This window comes from Variovorax paradoxus (genome assembly GCF_000834655.1).
GTDB lineage: Bacteria > Pseudomonadota > Gammaproteobacteria > Burkholderiales > Burkholderiaceae_C > Variovorax > Variovorax paradoxus_F.
Genome location: NZ_JXQQ01000069.1, coordinates 59,983 through 73,892, shown reverse-complemented (window position 1 = coordinate 73,892; position 13,910 = coordinate 59,983). Strand labels below are relative to the sequence as shown.

Here is a 13,910-nt window from a genome sequence, read left to right as displayed (position 1 = left end):
CGGAGGTTTCCGCATGAGCGCCGCGCCGGGCCGCCCCAAGCAAGCTCGCACCGCAGTGCGCAGCACGGAGGTTTCCGTATGAGCGAACCTGCACTCGGCCTCGCGATGCTCGGCCTGATCGTGGTCGTCATCATGCTCGGCTTCCCCACGGCTTTCACGCTGATGGGCCTGGGCATGTTCTTCGGCTTCATCGCCTTCTACGACCCCGCATCGCCCTGGCTCGACAACAAGGTCTTCGACCTGATGGTGCAGCGCGCCTTCGGCGCCATGACCAACGAGACGCTGCTGTCCATTCCGCTCTTCGTCCTGATGGGCTACGTGATGGAGCGCGGCGCGCTGGTGGACAAGATGTTCCACAGCGTGCAGCTCGCGTTCCGGCGCGTGCCGGGCTCGCTCGCGGTGACCACGCTGATCGTCTGCACCTTCTGGGGCATCGCGAGCGGCCTGGTCGGCGCGGTGGTGGTGCTGATGGGCGTGATCGCGATGCGGCCGATGCTCAACGCCGGCTACGACACGCGCCTGGCCGCGGGCGTGATCACGGCCGGCGGCACGCTGGGCATATTGATCCCGCCCTCGGTGATGATCATCGTGTACGCGGCCGTCGCCGGGCAGTCGGTGGTCAAGCTCTATGCGGCTGCGATGTTCCCGGGCTTCTTCCTCGCCTTCCTGTACCTGATCTACGTGATCGGCTGGGCCGTGCTGCAGCCCAAGGTCGCGCCCAAGCTGCCGCCCGACAAGCAACGCGCGCCGATCACGCCCTGGGTCGCGCACATCGCGGCCAGCTACTCGCCGCGCATGCTGCCCGCGCTGTTCGCGGCGGTGGTGTCGCCGGCGCGCGCACTGCGCGGCGCGGCCGAGGGCGTGCGCATCACCTGGTGGCTGCTGCTGCGCAGCCTGCTGAACGCGCTGGTGCCGCTGGCGCTGGCCGCGGCGACGCTGGGCTCGGTGTGGTGGTACGTGACGATCTACTCGCAGAAGGACAACAACGCGCCGGTGGCGGCGCAGCAGCAGGCGACACAGAAGACAGCGGGAGCAGCTGCGACCCTGCCCGAAGCGTCTTCATCGACGCCCTCCGAAAGCGGCACCGGCCTCGCCGAACCGCCGACCGACGACGCACCGAAGGAAGCCGGATCGGACAGCGGCCTGCAGGAGCCGCCCGGCGGCGTCGAGGAGCCACCGGGCAGCGACGCCGCTGCGGCTCCCCCGGCGGCGGAAGGCGGGCTCCAGCAGCTCGGCGAAGCGGTCGATGCACCGAAGACCGCCGCCGTGCCCGAGGCCTTCTACACCGGCTTCCTGCTCGCCAGCCTCTTCACGCTCGCGCTGCTCGGCTGGTACTACTGGCGCATGGACGCGGAGCAGTTCGAGATCCTGCGCATGCTGGTCTCGTCGGTGATGCCGCTCGCCACGCTCACGCTGATCGTGCTGGGCGTGATCCTGTTCGGCATCACGACCGCCACCGAGTCCGCGGCGGTCGGCGCGGCCGGGGCGTTCCTCATGGCGTGGCAGGCCGGCACGCTGGACTTCAAGAAGACCAAGGAGGCGGTCTTCCTCACGCTCAAGACCACGTCGATGGTGTGCTGGCTCTTCGTGGGTTCGGCGCTCTTCTCGGCGGTGTTCGCGCTGCTGGGCGGGCAACGCATCATCGAGGAGTGGGTGCTGGGCATGAACCTGTCGCCGCTGCAGTTTTTGCTGCTGTCGCAGGCGATCATCTTCATCCTCGGCTGGCCGCTGGAGTGGACCGAGATCATCGTGATCTTCGTGCCCATCTTCCTGCCGCTGCTTGCGCACTTCCAGATCGATCCGCTGCTCTTCGGCGTCCTGGTGTTCGTGAACCTTCAGGCGGCGTTCCTCTCGCCGCCGGTGGCGATGTCGGCCTTCTATCTGAAAGGGGTGTCGCCTTCGCACGTGACGATCAACCAGATATTCGCCGGGATGATGCCGTACATGCTGATCGTGATCCTGTGCATGGTGTTCATGTACATCTGGCCGGGGTTGACGCTGTGGCTGCCTCAGTATCTGTACGGCTGAAGCCATGAAGGGCGTGCCCGGCACGCCCTTTTTTTCAGCGCCGCCGCTCCACGTAGGGCCGCGCCTGCAGCAGCACGATCCTGTCGCCCACCGTCGCCCATTCGATGTCCTGGTCGACCGCATGGAACGTGCGCTTGACGGCCGCGCCGACATTGGCGAGCCGCACGACGAGCTCATCGGTCAGCACGTTGCGCCCCTGCTCCACCGGCACCTCCTTCACGCCGCCCTCCTTGTCCAGCTGCAGCGCCGTCTCTTCGGCCGACCGGCTCAGCACCTGGATCGCCTTCGACCAGCTCGAATACATCACCTGCTCGGCCACGCGCTGCCCCTCGACCACGCGGATGCCGATGCCGCGCTTGGCCGAGATGTAGGTGACGTAGGGGTGGCCCGCATCGAAGGGGTCGCGGGTGATCATCACGCCGGCGTTGGTCGAATCGATGGCGGCCTGCACGAACACGCCCATCAGCACCGATTCGGCGCCGAAGCCCGCGGCGCTGCGCGCCTCCCAGGCCTCGGGATTGAACACCGAGGCCCAGACCTTCTTCACGGCGAGCTCCAGCGCGTCGCCGGTCTTCACGTTGGGCACCGTGGTGTAGAGCCCCGCGCCGCTGAAGCCGGGCAGGTCTTCGGAGTTGGACGAGCTGCGCACGAACACGCCGCCGCCGCCCAATTGCGACTGCCATGCGGCGCGCCATGACGCCGCGGTGGCGGCATCGACCGGCCACTTCACGATCTCGTCGCGCAGTTGCGCCAGCGACTTCTGCCGCAGTTGCGGATCGCTCGCGAAGCCGGGTTGCTGCTGCATGCGCGCAATGCGGTCGGCCAGGCCGTTGGCCCGCATGAAGCGGTCGTAGTGCGCGAACGGAATGCAGAAGCCGTCGGGTACGGTGGTCGATGGAATGCGCGCGGCCAGCACGGCGCCCAGGTTGGCCGCCTTGGAGCCGCACTGCGCGCTGCTGCGCGCGCGCAGCGATGCGAGCGGCAGCAGGCGGCTCTCGCGCAGGTCGGGCTTCACGGCCCTGTCGCTACCAGGCACGGCACCCGTGGCCGCGGTGCGCACGGTGCGGGGTGGGAGCGCCGCGATTTCTTCGGCGGTGAGGCGGCGCAACTGGTAGCCCGAGGCCGCGACCTTGAGCGCCACCCACTGGCCCGCATGCTCGCGCAGCACCGTGGCGGCGTCGCGCACGTAGGCGTTCGGAATGCCCCAGCCCTTGGCAAGCAGGTTGACGTGCGAAAGCGCGGTCGATGGCCGCTCGGTCAGCACGCCCGCCACGGGCGGCAGGTTGATCGGCACCTGGCGCAGCACGGCGATGTCGTCGGGCAGCAGCGCATTCAGGCCCGAGGCGTCTTCCACGATGCGCACGCGTCCCGTCGCGGTGCCGAGGTTCATCGGCATGTAGGGTTGCTCGCGGATCAGCGCCTCCTGGCTCACGAAATCGACGCCCGCTTCTTTCGCCACGCGCTCGTGCAGCGTGGAGTTGGTCTTGAACTTCACGGGCGCGAAGAAGCTGGCCTTCACCTGCGCATCCGCCTGCTTGAGCAGCGGCGCGGTGAGCCGGTCGCCCTCCCAGAACTCGTAGGTGAAGGTGCCGATGTCCTGTTGCCAGCTCAGCGTGCCGAACAGGAAGCGGCGGTCGGGCACGAGGTAGTTGCGGTCGATCTCGCGCTTGCCCGCGCGCGGCGAGAGCCCGGTGTCGCGTACGAAGCGCACGTGCAGCTGGTAGCGCGGCGTGTCGATGTAGTAAGTGCGCACGGGCTTGGCCTGGCGGTCGACGACGAACAGCACATGGGCCAGCTGCATCGGCGTGCCGGCGTCGTAGACGCGCGCCAGCGTGTCGAAGTCGCCCTGGCTGCGCAGCGCCGGCAGCGACGCGGGCACCGCAGGGCGTGGAACGAGCTGGGCGGCCGGGCCCTCGGGCTGCGGCTGGTTCTGCTGTTGGTAGAAGGAAGGCTTGCGCGCGAGTTGCGCATCGGCCGGCAAGGGCGCGATGGCCACCGCGCACAACGCCAATGCCGACAGCCAATTCGCCGCCGTGCCCGTTCGATACCGGGTGCTGTTGTTCTTCATGGAGTGTCCCTCTCGTTGCAGGGCGAATTCTCGCTCGCGTTCCGGTGGGGACGAGCCGCGCCAAGTCCCGCCGGCAGCACCGGCATCGGCCCGCCGCTACAGTCGCCCGAAAGGAGCTTCTTCTCATGCCCACATTCGACTTCGACCTCTTCGTCATCGGCGGCGGCAGCGGCGGCGTTCGCGCCGCGCGCATGGCGGCACAAACGGGCGCCCGCGTGGGCCTGGCCGAAGCCGCCGAACTCGGCGGCACCTGCGTCAACGTGGGTTGCATTCCGAAGAAGCTCTACAGCTATGCAGCCGGCTACGCCGAATCGTTCGAGGAGGCCGCGGGCTACGGCTGGAAGCTGCCGGCCGAGCCGCAGTTCGACTGGGCGCACCTCAAGTCGCAGCGCGCAAAAGAGATCGGCCGGCTCAACGGCATCTACGCGTCGCTGCTGAAGAATTCGGGCGTCACGCTCATCACCGGATGGGCGCAGCTGGTCGACGGCCACACGGTGGAAATCGACGGCAAGCGCCACACCGCGCGCCACCTGCTCGTGGCCACGGGCGGCACGCCTTTCGTGCCCGACATTCCGGGCCGCGAGCACATCGTGACGTCCGACGCGATGTTCGACCTCGATCCGTTTCCCAAGCGTCTGCTGGTGGTGGGCGGCGGCTACATCGCATGCGAGTTCGCGTCGATCTTCAACGGCCTCGGCGCCAAGGTGACGCAGTTGCATCGACGCGCGCACCTGCTCACCGGCTTCGACGACGACGTGCGCCAGTTCCTCGCGAACGAGATGGGCAAGGCGGGCGTCGACGTGCGCCTGAACTGCGAGGCCTCCTCGATCGCGCGCGGCCCGGATGGCTTGGTCGTGACGCTCGCGCGCGGCCAGCAGATCGAGGCCGACACCGTGCTCTTCGCCACCGGCCGCGTGCCCAACACGCAGGGTCTCGGCCTCGAGGCGGCGGGCGTGAAGCTCGACGACAAAGGCGCGATCGCGGTCGATGCGCACTACCGCACCTCGGTGCCCTCGATCTACGCGGTGGGCGATGTCTCCACGCGCGTGCAGCTCACGCCGGTGGCCCTCGCCGAGGCGATGGTGGTGGTCGACGCGCTGTTCGGCAAAGGCAAGCGCCGCATGGACTACGAGTTCATTCCGACGGCGGTCTTCACCCACCCGAACATCGGCACCTGCGGCTACACCGAGCTCGACGCGCGCGCGAAGTTCGGCGAGATCACCGTGTTCTCCAGTGAGTTCAAGTCGCTGCGCCACACCCTCTCGGGCCGCAGCGAGCGCACATTCATGAAGCTGGTCGTGGACAAGAAGAGCGACCGCGTGGTGGGCCTGCACATGGTGGGCGCGGACGCGGGCGAAGTGGTGCAGGGCTTTGCGGTCGCGATGCGCGCGGGCGCGACGAAGGCGATCTTCGACAGCACCATCGGCATCCACCCGACGGGTGCCGAAGAGTTCGTGACGATGCGCGAACCCATGCCGGGCTAGGGCTCACCCCCAGGCTTCGTGCACTTCGTGCCGCACCTCCGCGAAAGAGGATGTCAGCGAGGCTGCTGCTTTCCTTCGAGCAGCTTCACCATCACGAACAGAACGCGGTTCGCGGGCGTGGGCACGCCGAGCGCCTCGCCGCGGCGCACCACCAGGCCGTTGAGGTGATCGATCTCGCTGAGCTTGCCGCGTGCGAGGTCCTGCGCGGTCGACGAGTACTGCGAGGGCATCGACTGCGCGATGCCGCGAATGGCCGCATCGGTGTCGCCAGGAATCACGACACCTTCGGCCTTCGCCACGGCAAGGCATTCGGCGACCACGTCACGGATCACGTCGGCCACGCCCGTGCCCTTCACGAGTTCGCCATAGGGCAGTTGCGACACCGCTGACAGCGCGTTGTAGGCGCAGTTCAGGATCAGCTTGGCCCAGAGCGAGCCGCGCACGTTGTCTGAAATCTGCGCGGGCACGCCGGCGGCGACCAGGTGCCGTGCGACCTGCTCGCTCGCTCGCGATGGCGCGATCACCAGTTCGCCTCGGCCGTGGTGCTTCACGTGGCCGGGTCCGGCCATCTCGGTCGCCACGTAGACCACGGCGGCGGCGACCTCGTTCGACAGCACCGAGCGCACGCGCTCGTCGTTGTCGACACCGTTCTGCAGCGTGAGCACCAGCGCCTCGGGCGAGAGGTGCGGCTTGATCTGCGCGGCGGCCGATTCGGTGTCGGTGGACTTCACGCAGAACAGCACGAGGTCGGCGCCCTGCACGGCGCCCGCTTCCGTGCTCGCATCGAGCCGCACATGTTCGTCGAAGGTCTTCGTCTCCAGCCGCAAGCCGTTCGCGCGAACGGCCTCCACGTGCGAAAGCCGCCCGATCAGCACCACCTCGTGGCCCGCGCGCGCCAGCATGGCGCCGTAGTAGCAGCCGACTGCGCCGGCGCCCATGACTGCGACTTTCATCGAATCGTTTCCTTGGTTGTCTGCCAGCCATAGGGTAACGGCGCATTGCACAATGCCGCCATGCCCTACATGCCCACTTTCGTCGCCCCCGCCCGCTTCACCGACGCCGCCGCCGCGCTCGACCAGGTCAAGGCCATCTACCAGGGCGGCCTGTCCCACCTGCGCGAGTCGATGCTGCGCTTCGTGGCCGGCGAGGCACTGCCGGGCCGGGTGCGGGCCTGCTACCCGTTCGTGCGGGTGCACACGCACACCGTCTCGCGCCACACGCCGCCGGCCAACGCAGGCCTGAGCTATGGCTTCGTGGCCGGGCCCGGCCGCTACGAGACGACGCTGACGCGGCCCGACCTTTTCTCGCGCTACTACCTCGACCAGTTCCGCCTGCTGCTGGAGAACCACCAGGTCGAGCTCGAGGTGGGCACCAGCACACAGCCCATTCCGATTCATTTCTCGTTCGCCGAGAACGACCACATCGAAGGCACGATGAGCGACGACCGCCGCGCGCTGATGCGCGACGTGTTCGACCTGCCCGACCTGGGGGTGATGGACGACGGCATCGCCAACGGCACCTTCGAGGCGCGCGACGGCGAGGCGCAGCCGCTGTCGCTCTTCACGGCGGCGCGCGTGGATTACTCGCTGCATCGCCTGCGCCACTACACGGGCACCGCGCCCGAGTGGTTCCAGAACTTCGTGCTGTTCACCAACTACCAGTTCTACATCGACGAGTTCGTGCGCCTGGGCCACGAGGCGATGGCCGACGAGAACAGCGAGTACGTCGCCTTCATCGAACCGGGCAACGTGATCACGCGCCGGCGCGGGCTCGATGCCGGCGCGAGCGAGACCTTCGGCCACCTGCTCGACGGCAGCCAGGGCACCGCGCCGCCGCGCCTGCCGCAGATGCCGGCCTACCACCTGGTGCGCGAGGACTACAGCGGCATCACCATGACGAACATCGGCGTCGGCCCGGCCAACGCCAAGACCATCACCGACCACATCGCCGTGCTGCGCCCGCACGCCTGGATGATGCTGGGCCACTGCGCGGGCCTGCGCAACACGCAACAGCTGGGCGACTACGTGCTGGCGCATGCCTATGTGCGCGAGGACCACGTGCTCGACGAAGAGTTGCCGCTGTGGGTGCCGATTCCGGCGCTGTCTGAAATCCAGCTCGCGCTGGAAAAAGCCGTGGCCGACATCACGCGCTACGAAGGACCGGATCTGAAGAAGATCATGCGCACCGGCACCGTGGCGAGTACCGACAACCGCAACTGGGAGCTTCTGCCGGGCAACCAGCCGCAGCGCCGCTTCAGCCAGAGCCGGGCAGTGGCGCTCGACATGGAAAGCGCGACGATCGCGGCCAATGGCTTCCGTTTCCGCGTGCCCTACGGCACTTTGTTGTGCGTAAGCGACAAACCGTTACACGGCGAGATCAAATTGCCCGGCATGGCCAACCACTTCTACCGCGAGCGGGTGGAGCAGCATCTGCGCATCGGCATGCGGGCCATCGACATCCTTCGGGAAGAGGGATCGACCCGCCTGCACAGCCGCAAGCTGCGCAGCTTCGCCGAGGTCGCTTTCCAGTAAAAGTTGGCAGTCGGCGAGGGGTTCCTAGGGTTTTCACCTAGGCGTTTGTGCGGGTGTTTTGCACATTTCACAGACATCATCCGGTTACTTTTGAGAACAACCGGAAACAAAATGACTAGATCGTCGCCTTCTACCCTTTCTCGCCGCGACTTCAGCGCGTGGATGGCGGGTGGCGTCGCCGCCGCCGGCATCGGCCAAGCGGCGCTGCTGTGGCCCCGATCTGCCGGCGCGGCCGAGCCGCAGCTGGTTCCCAGGTTGCGCATCGTCATTCCCGCCAACGAAGGCGGCGGCTGGGACCAGACCGGCCGCGCGCTCGGCGCGGCGCTGCTGGCCTCGGGCGCGGCCGGCGATGTGGTCTACGAGAACGTCGGCGGCAAGGGCGGCACCATCGGCCTTGCGAAGTACGTCGAGAAATACGATGCCGACCCCGACACCGTGCTGATGAGCGGCATGGTGATGGTCGGTGCGGTCGCGCTGCAGAAGCCCGCGGTCACCATGGCGCAGGTCGCGCCGGTCGCGCGCCTGACCAGCGACTACGAAGTGGTGGCGGTGAAAGCCGACTCGCCCATCAAGACCCCCAAGGACCTGATCGCCGCACTGCGCGCCGACGCGGCCAAGACCGTCATAGCGGGCGGCTCGGCCGGCGGCGTCGATCACATGTACGCCGGCATGCTGGCGCGCGTGGCCGGCAACACCGCGGGCCTGGTCTACCAGCCGCACCCCGGTGGCGCGCAGGTGGTGGAGGCGCTGGAAACCGGCAAGGCCGTCGCCGGCATCTCGGGCTACAGCGAATTCAGCGAGGCGCTCGCGAGCGGCAAGCTGCGCGCGATCGGCGTGTCGTCCAAGCGCCCGTTCCTGGGCATTCCGTCGGTGCGCGAACAGGGCGTGGACGCCGACCTGGCCAACTGGCGCGGCGTGCTGACCGGCAAGAAGGTGCCCGCTGAGCGCCGCGCCGTGCTGCTCGAGGCCGTGCGCCGCGCGACCGGCGCCGACGTCTGGCAGAAGACCATCAAGCGCAACAACTGGGATGCGTACTGGATGGCCGGCAAGGACTTCGAGAGCTTCCTCGAACTCGACCTGGCGATGGCCGGGCCGATGATCTACCTGCTCAAGCTGAAGGCCTGAGCGAACGCAGTCAGGCAAAGAGCTCCGGCATCTCGCGCTGCGCCTTGGGCGTGAGCGCGAGTTCGCGCCCGTCGAGCTCCTGCCGCACCCAGCCGCGACGCAGCGACAGCTGCAGCCACGCAGCCCCCAGCGCGCCGCCAAGATGCGGGCGGCGCTCGCTCCAGTCCAGGCACGCGCAGGCAAAGCGCCGGCGCGAGCGCCGCACCGCATCGACCTCGACACCCAGGCTTTCGAGCGCGATCGCGCCTTCGGGCGTGAGCTCATAGGAGCCGCTCTGCAGGCCGCTGAGCCAGCCCTGCGCATGCAGCCTGTCGTGCAGTGCGACGCCCGCCGTGCCGGCCATGTGGTCGTAGCAGGTGCGCGCGGCGCGCAGGCGGCTCGGCGTGTTCGGCTTGAATTCGACCGCGCGCGGCGCGCCGGCCACGACCATCAGGCTTTCGAGCGCGGCCGCGACGTTGTCGTCGGCGAGCCGAAAGTAGCGGTGCTTGCCCTGCACGAGCACCTCGACCAGGCGCTCTTCCTTCAGGCGCGCGAGGTGCGCGCTCGCCGTGGAGGCGGCCACCTCGGCGACGGTGGCGAGCTCGGTCGCGGTGCGCGCGTGGCCGTCCATCAGGCAGTTGAGCATGCGGGCGCGCGCCGGCTCGGCGATGGCGCCGGCGAGACGGGCCAGCTGGAAATCTGCGTTGGCGGTTGAAGTCGTGTCCATGGCCGCATCGTAGAACGCTGCCGCAATCGACACTTCGTTCGCGGGCGAAGTGTGGCGGCATCGCCGATTGCACACTGCGCCCATGAACACACGCCCCACTTCCTTCGCCGACAGCATGCCCGTCGACCCGGTCGCGGCCGTCACGCATGCCGATCCTTATCCCTTCTACGCCGACCTGCGGGCGGGCCCGGCGCTCGCCTGGAACGACAGGCTGCGCGTGTGGGTCGCGAGCCGCGCGGACGTCATCGAATCAGTGCTGCTTGCGCACGGCGTGCTGCGTGTGCGGCCACCCGCCGAACCGGTGCCGCGCGCCATCGTGGACAGCCCGGCCGGCGAGGTGTTCGGCCACCTGGTGCGCATGAACGACGGCGCGGCGCACCAGGCGCATCGGCCCGCGCTGCAGCGCGCGCTGGGCGGGCTGGACCTGAACGCCGTGCAGGCGGCCGCCTTGCAGGTTGCGCGCAACGTGCCGGCGGAGCCTCTGTCGGACGCGCTCTTTTCCATGCCCGTGCAAGCGGTCGCGCAGCTGCTCGGCTTTGCGGATGAAATGCTGCCGCAGGCGGATGGCTGGATGCGCGACTTCGTGGCGTGCCTGTCACCGCTGTCCACGGCCGATCAGTTGCAGAGCGCAAGTGTTGCAGCGAGCGAACTGATGACGCGCTTCGAGGCGCTGACGGCCAGCGCGCCGCCTCGCAACGGCACGCTGCTCGCGGCCGTGCTGGCCGAGAGCGATGCCAGCGCGCCCCTCTCGCGCGCATTGCTCGCCAACATCGTCGGCCTGCTCTCCCAGACCTGCGACGCAACAGCGGGCCTGCTGGGCAACAGCCTCATCGCATTGCTGCGCGATCCTTCGTTGCACCATGCCGCGCGCACGCGCGACGGCTTGCAGGCGATCGTGCAAGAGACAGCGCGCCACGACCCCTCGGTCCACAACACGCGCCGCTTCGCAGCCGAGCCCATCACCATCGCGGGCACGCCGCTGGCGGCGGGCGATGCGGTGCTGCTGGTGCTGGCCGCCGCCAACCGCGATCCGGCGTTCAACCCCGATCCGGACCACTTCAGGCTGATCCGCGAACGGCGCCGCATGCTCGGCTTCGGCCACGGCATGCACGCCTGCCCGGGGCAGGCGCTGGCCTGCACGCTGGCCGCCGCGGGGCTCGATGCGATGTTGCAGCGCAAGCCCGATCTCGATGCGATGCGCGCGCTCGGTTGGCACTACCGTCCCTCGGCCAACGCGCGCATCCCCGTTTTCCACTGACCGATTCAGCCGCGCGCGCTGGCCCAGTGTCCCGTGCCCGCCAAGTGCGGCGACAGCTGCGCGTCGCCCCAGCGCAGCGGCAGCGCGGCAGGCCGGCGCAGCGCGTGCTCGACGTGCAGGCGCAGCAGGCGCTCGGCGCCTTCGAACTCGGCGAGCTCGGGTCCGTCCAGCACGATCTCCGCGGTGGCCGCCACGTGCAGCAGTTCGCCGTTGTCGTAGTCGATGAACAGCAGGCCCGCGCGCGGATGCGCCAGCAGGTTGCCGAGCGTGTTGAAGAAGCGGTTGCCGTTGAAGTCGGGCACGGTCAGTACGCCGCCTTCGTCGACGCGCACGAAGCCGGGCCGGCCGCCGCGATGCGACACGTCGACGCCGTGCGAACTGGCATCGGCTTCGTCGCCCACCGCTGCTTCGTCGGGGTAGGCCGTGGCGATGAAGAGCGTGTCCGCGCTGCCGATGAGCCGCTGCGCATCGAGATCGAGCGCATCGAGCCATTGGACGGGCGCGCTGTCTGCGCGCTTGGGCACGAACACCGGCTCGCGCGCCTGGATGTACCGCGGGCAGTTGCCGAAGCTCTGCTGCACCTGGAGCATGAAGCCCGCGGCATCGAGCGATTCGACCGTGCCGTTCATTCGGTTGCGCCGCCGCGTGTGCGGCTCGATGCCCAACAGGCCGAGAGGGGCGCCCAGCGCAAGCTGGCCTGCGAGCGGATCGCCCGACGCTGGCAGCGCATCGATGCGCAGGTGCGTTGCATCGGGCGAATGCGCAAAGCCCGCGGGCGCCGCGAGCACGCTGGCCCACGGCTGCAGGTTCGCATCGAGGCTGCCGACCACGACGAAGGGCAGTTGCGCGAAGAACTCGCGGTGCTGGTCGGGCATGTAGTCGCGGATCACGCGCGGCCCCGCAACGGCCATCTGTTCGCGCGAGCCGGCCTGCAGCTGCAGCGCGCGCTCGCCGGCGTGGAAAGGTGCGGAAATCATAGGAATACCTCCACGCGTCGCGCTGCGGTGCGAGCTTGCTTGGGAGCGGCCCTTCGCGCGCTCATGCGGCCGCCAGTCCGACCGGCGTGCGCACCATCGGCACGAAACCGGGCAAGGCCTCGACGCGGGCCAGCCATTCGCGCACGCGCGGATAACCGTCGAGCGCCACGCGGCCTTCCGGCGCATGCGCCACGTAGGCGTAGTTCGAGATGTCGGCCAGCGTGGCTTCGGGGCCGGCGAGGAAAGGCTGTCGTTCCAGGTGAATCTCCATCACCGAGAGCAGCGCGTGCGAACGCGTCACCGTCTCGGTGGGATCGACCGCGAGGCCGAAGAGCGCCATCACGCGCGCCGCGGCCGGGCCATAGGCCAGCGGGCCGGCCGCCACCGAGAACCAGCGCTGCACGCGCGCCGCGCCCACCGCGTCCTGCGGCATCCAGCGCGCCGGGTCAGCCGAATAGCGCGCGTTCAGGTAGACCAGGATCGCGTTGGAATCGGCCAGCGTGACGTCGCCGTCCTCGATCACCGGCACCTGGCCGAAAGGGTTGCGCGCCAGGAATTCGGGCGTGCGGTTGTCGCGCTTCTTCAGGTCGAGCTCGACGATTTCGAAGGGCAGGCCGAGCATCGAGAGAAACAGCCGCACACGGTGCACGTGGCCCGAGATGGCGCTGCCGTAGAGCTTGATGGGTTGCGCGGGGCGGGTGGCAATGGCGTTCATGAAAGGTCCTTTCGAAGATCGAGACGAGGGCCGGGATGGCATGCCCTCGATTCTTCTCTCTTGCGCTCAATGAATGAATAGCCATTTCTGTATTTGACTGCTGCGTTTTCCGGTTTAATCGGGTCATGGACCGTTTCAAAGCCATGCAGACCTTCGTACAGATCGCCGAGCAGGGCAGCATGACCCGCGCTGCCGAATCCCTCGGCACTTCATTGCCCGCGGTGGTGCGCTCGCTCGCCGCGCTCGAGGCGCACCTGGGCGTGCGCCTGTTCCACCGCACCACCCGTCGCCTGTCGCTCACCGAGGAAGGCCGCCACTACCTGCCGAGCGCGCGCGAGGTGCTGCTTGCGGCCGATGCGGCCGACCGCGCGCTCAACGCGGAGGCGCGCGAGCCGGCGGGCCAGCTCACCATCACGGCGCCAGTGCTGTTCGGCCACATGTACGTGGCGCCGGCCATCACGCGATTCATGAAGCGCTACGACAAGGTGCGCTGCAGCGTGCTGCTGTACGACCGCGCGGTGAACCTGCTGGAGGAGAACATCGACGTGGGCATCCGCATCAGCCCGCTGGAAGATTCGTCGCTCGTCGCGCAGACGCTGGGCACCATCCGGCGCGTGGTGGCGGTGAGCCCCGACTACCTCGCGCGCCACGGCACGCCACGGCATCCGCGCGACCTGAACGGCGCGGACTGCGTGCGCGGCCGCATCGACGCGCCGCCGCAATGGCAGTTCCACGAGGGCGGCAAGACGATCAGCGTGACGCCGAGCAACCGGCTGGAGTTCAACCACCTCGCGCCTGCGGTGGAGGCCTGCGCCGCAGGCATGGGATTCGGCACCTTCTTCTCGTACCAGGTGCTGCCGTACGTGGCGCAGGGGCGCCTGCAGCTCGTGCTCGAGGACTTCGAGCCGCCGCCGCGGCCGGTGAGCGTGATCTATCCGAATGCGCGGCTGCTGCCGGCGCGCACGCGGGCTTTCATCGAGTGGATGAAGTCGGAGTTCACTGGACTGAGGATGTAGTC

11 protein-coding genes are annotated in these 13,910 nt (G+C 68.6%); 6 read left to right on the top strand and 5 right to left on the bottom strand.

Annotated features, from left to right (window positions below; all coding sequences use genetic code 11):
- Nucleotides 1–78 precede the first annotated feature (78 nt).
- Nucleotides 79–2,028 (top strand): TRAP transporter large permease, encoded by a 1,950-nt coding sequence (locus RT97_RS24205; RefSeq protein WP_042581389.1) that lies wholly within the window; start codon nt 79–81, stop codon nt 2,026–2,028.
- A 34-nt stretch (nt 2,029–2,062) separates the two neighbouring features.
- Here RT97_RS24205 and RT97_RS24200 read toward each other — a convergent pair whose 3' ends face one another.
- Nucleotides 2,063–4,096 (bottom strand): PEP/pyruvate-binding domain-containing protein, encoded by a 2,034-nt coding sequence (locus tag RT97_RS24200; RefSeq protein WP_042581388.1) that lies wholly within the window; start codon nt 4,094–4,096, stop codon nt 2,063–2,065.
- A gap of 125 nt (nt 4,097–4,221) precedes the next feature.
- Between RT97_RS24200 and gorA the strand changes: the two genes are divergently transcribed.
- Nucleotides 4,222–5,580, top strand: coding sequence for a glutathione-disulfide reductase (gorA, locus tag RT97_RS24195; RefSeq protein WP_042581387.1), 1,359 nt, complete (start codon nt 4,222–4,224; stop codon nt 5,578–5,580).
- A gap of 53 nt (nt 5,581–5,633) precedes the next feature.
- On the opposite strand, the gene RT97_RS24190 is transcribed toward gorA, so the two are convergent.
- Nucleotides 5,634–6,533: a ketopantoate reductase family protein gene (locus tag RT97_RS24190; protein WP_042581386.1), complete on the bottom strand. Its 900-nt coding sequence runs from the start codon at nt 6,531–6,533 to the stop codon at nt 5,634–5,636.
- Nucleotides 6,534–6,593: 60 nt separating this feature from the next.
- On the opposite strand from RT97_RS24190, the gene RT97_RS24185 reads away from it, so the two are divergent.
- Both RT97_RS24185 and RT97_RS24180 read left to right on the top strand, forming a co-directional pair.
- Nucleotides 6,594–8,111, top strand: a complete 1,518-nt coding sequence (locus RT97_RS24185; RefSeq protein WP_042581385.1) for an AMP nucleosidase — start codon at nt 6,594–6,596, stop codon at nt 8,109–8,111.
- A 162-nt stretch (nt 8,112–8,273) separates the two neighbouring features.
- Nucleotides 8,274–9,236 carry a Bug family tripartite tricarboxylate transporter substrate binding protein gene (locus tag RT97_RS24180; RefSeq protein ID WP_042581384.1) on the top strand — a complete coding sequence of 321 codons (963 nt, stop codon included), beginning with the start codon at nt 8,274–8,276 and terminating at the stop codon, nt 9,234–9,236.
- 10 nt (nt 9,237–9,246) lie between these two features.
- On the opposite strand, the gene RT97_RS24175 is transcribed toward RT97_RS24180, so the two are convergent.
- Nucleotides 9,247–9,942: an ArsR/SmtB family transcription factor gene (locus tag RT97_RS24175; protein WP_042581421.1), complete on the bottom strand. Its 696-nt coding sequence runs from the start codon at nt 9,940–9,942 to the stop codon at nt 9,247–9,249.
- Between the two features lie 82 nt (nt 9,943–10,024).
- On the opposite strand from RT97_RS24175, the gene RT97_RS24170 reads away from it, so the two are divergent.
- Nucleotides 10,025–11,200, top strand: coding sequence for a cytochrome P450 (locus tag RT97_RS24170; RefSeq protein ID WP_253278315.1), 1,176 nt, complete (start codon nt 10,025–10,027; stop codon nt 11,198–11,200).
- Between the two features lie 5 nt (nt 11,201–11,205).
- Here the strand turns inward: RT97_RS24170 and RT97_RS24165 are convergent, their stop codons facing one another.
- Nucleotides 11,206–12,177 carry a pyridoxamine 5'-phosphate oxidase family protein gene (locus RT97_RS24165; protein ID WP_042581382.1) on the bottom strand — a complete coding sequence of 324 codons (972 nt, stop codon included), beginning with the start codon at nt 12,175–12,177 and terminating at the stop codon, nt 11,206–11,208.
- Nucleotides 12,178–12,238: 61 nt separating this feature from the next.
- Complete coding sequence (locus RT97_RS24160) at nt 12,239–12,892, bottom strand: glutathione S-transferase family protein (RefSeq protein WP_042581381.1); 654 nt, start codon at nt 12,890–12,892, stop codon at nt 12,239–12,241.
- Nucleotides 12,893–13,017: 125 nt separating this feature from the next.
- Here RT97_RS24160 and RT97_RS24155 point away from each other — a divergent pair, with 125 nt between their 5' ends.
- Entirely contained in the window at nt 13,018–13,908 is an 891-nt protein-coding gene (locus RT97_RS24155; RefSeq protein WP_042581380.1) for a LysR family transcriptional regulator, read from the top strand.
- Nucleotides 13,909–13,910: the final 2 nt, after the last annotated feature.

Coding starts and splice junctions, on each gene's coding strand:
- RT97_RS24205 (WP_042581389.1), top strand. CDS start 79: ATGAGCGAACCTGCACTCGGCCTCGCGATGCTCGGCCTGATCGTGGTC.
- RT97_RS24200 (WP_042581388.1), bottom strand. CDS start 4,096: ATGAAGAACAACAGCACCCGGTATCGAACGGGCACGGCGGCGAATTGG.
- gorA (WP_042581387.1), top strand. CDS start 4,222: ATGCCCACATTCGACTTCGACCTCTTCGTCATCGGCGGCGGCAGCGGC.
- RT97_RS24190 (WP_042581386.1), bottom strand. CDS start 6,533: ATGAAAGTCGCAGTCATGGGCGCCGGCGCAGTCGGCTGCTACTACGGC.
- RT97_RS24185 (WP_042581385.1), top strand. CDS start 6,594: ATGCCCTACATGCCCACTTTCGTCGCCCCCGCCCGCTTCACCGACGCC.
- RT97_RS24180 (WP_042581384.1), top strand. CDS start 8,274: ATGGCGGGTGGCGTCGCCGCCGCCGGCATCGGCCAAGCGGCGCTGCTG.
- RT97_RS24175 (WP_042581421.1), bottom strand. CDS start 9,942: ATGGACACGACTTCAACCGCCAACGCAGATTTCCAGCTGGCCCGTCTC.
- RT97_RS24170 (WP_253278315.1), top strand. CDS start 10,025: ATGAACACACGCCCCACTTCCTTCGCCGACAGCATGCCCGTCGACCCG.
- RT97_RS24165 (WP_042581382.1), bottom strand. CDS start 12,177: ATGATTTCCGCACCTTTCCACGCCGGCGAGCGCGCGCTGCAGCTGCAG.
- RT97_RS24160 (WP_042581381.1), bottom strand. CDS start 12,892: ATGAACGCCATTGCCACCCGCCCCGCGCAACCCATCAAGCTCTACGGC.
- RT97_RS24155 (WP_042581380.1), top strand. CDS start 13,018: ATGGACCGTTTCAAAGCCATGCAGACCTTCGTACAGATCGCCGAGCAG.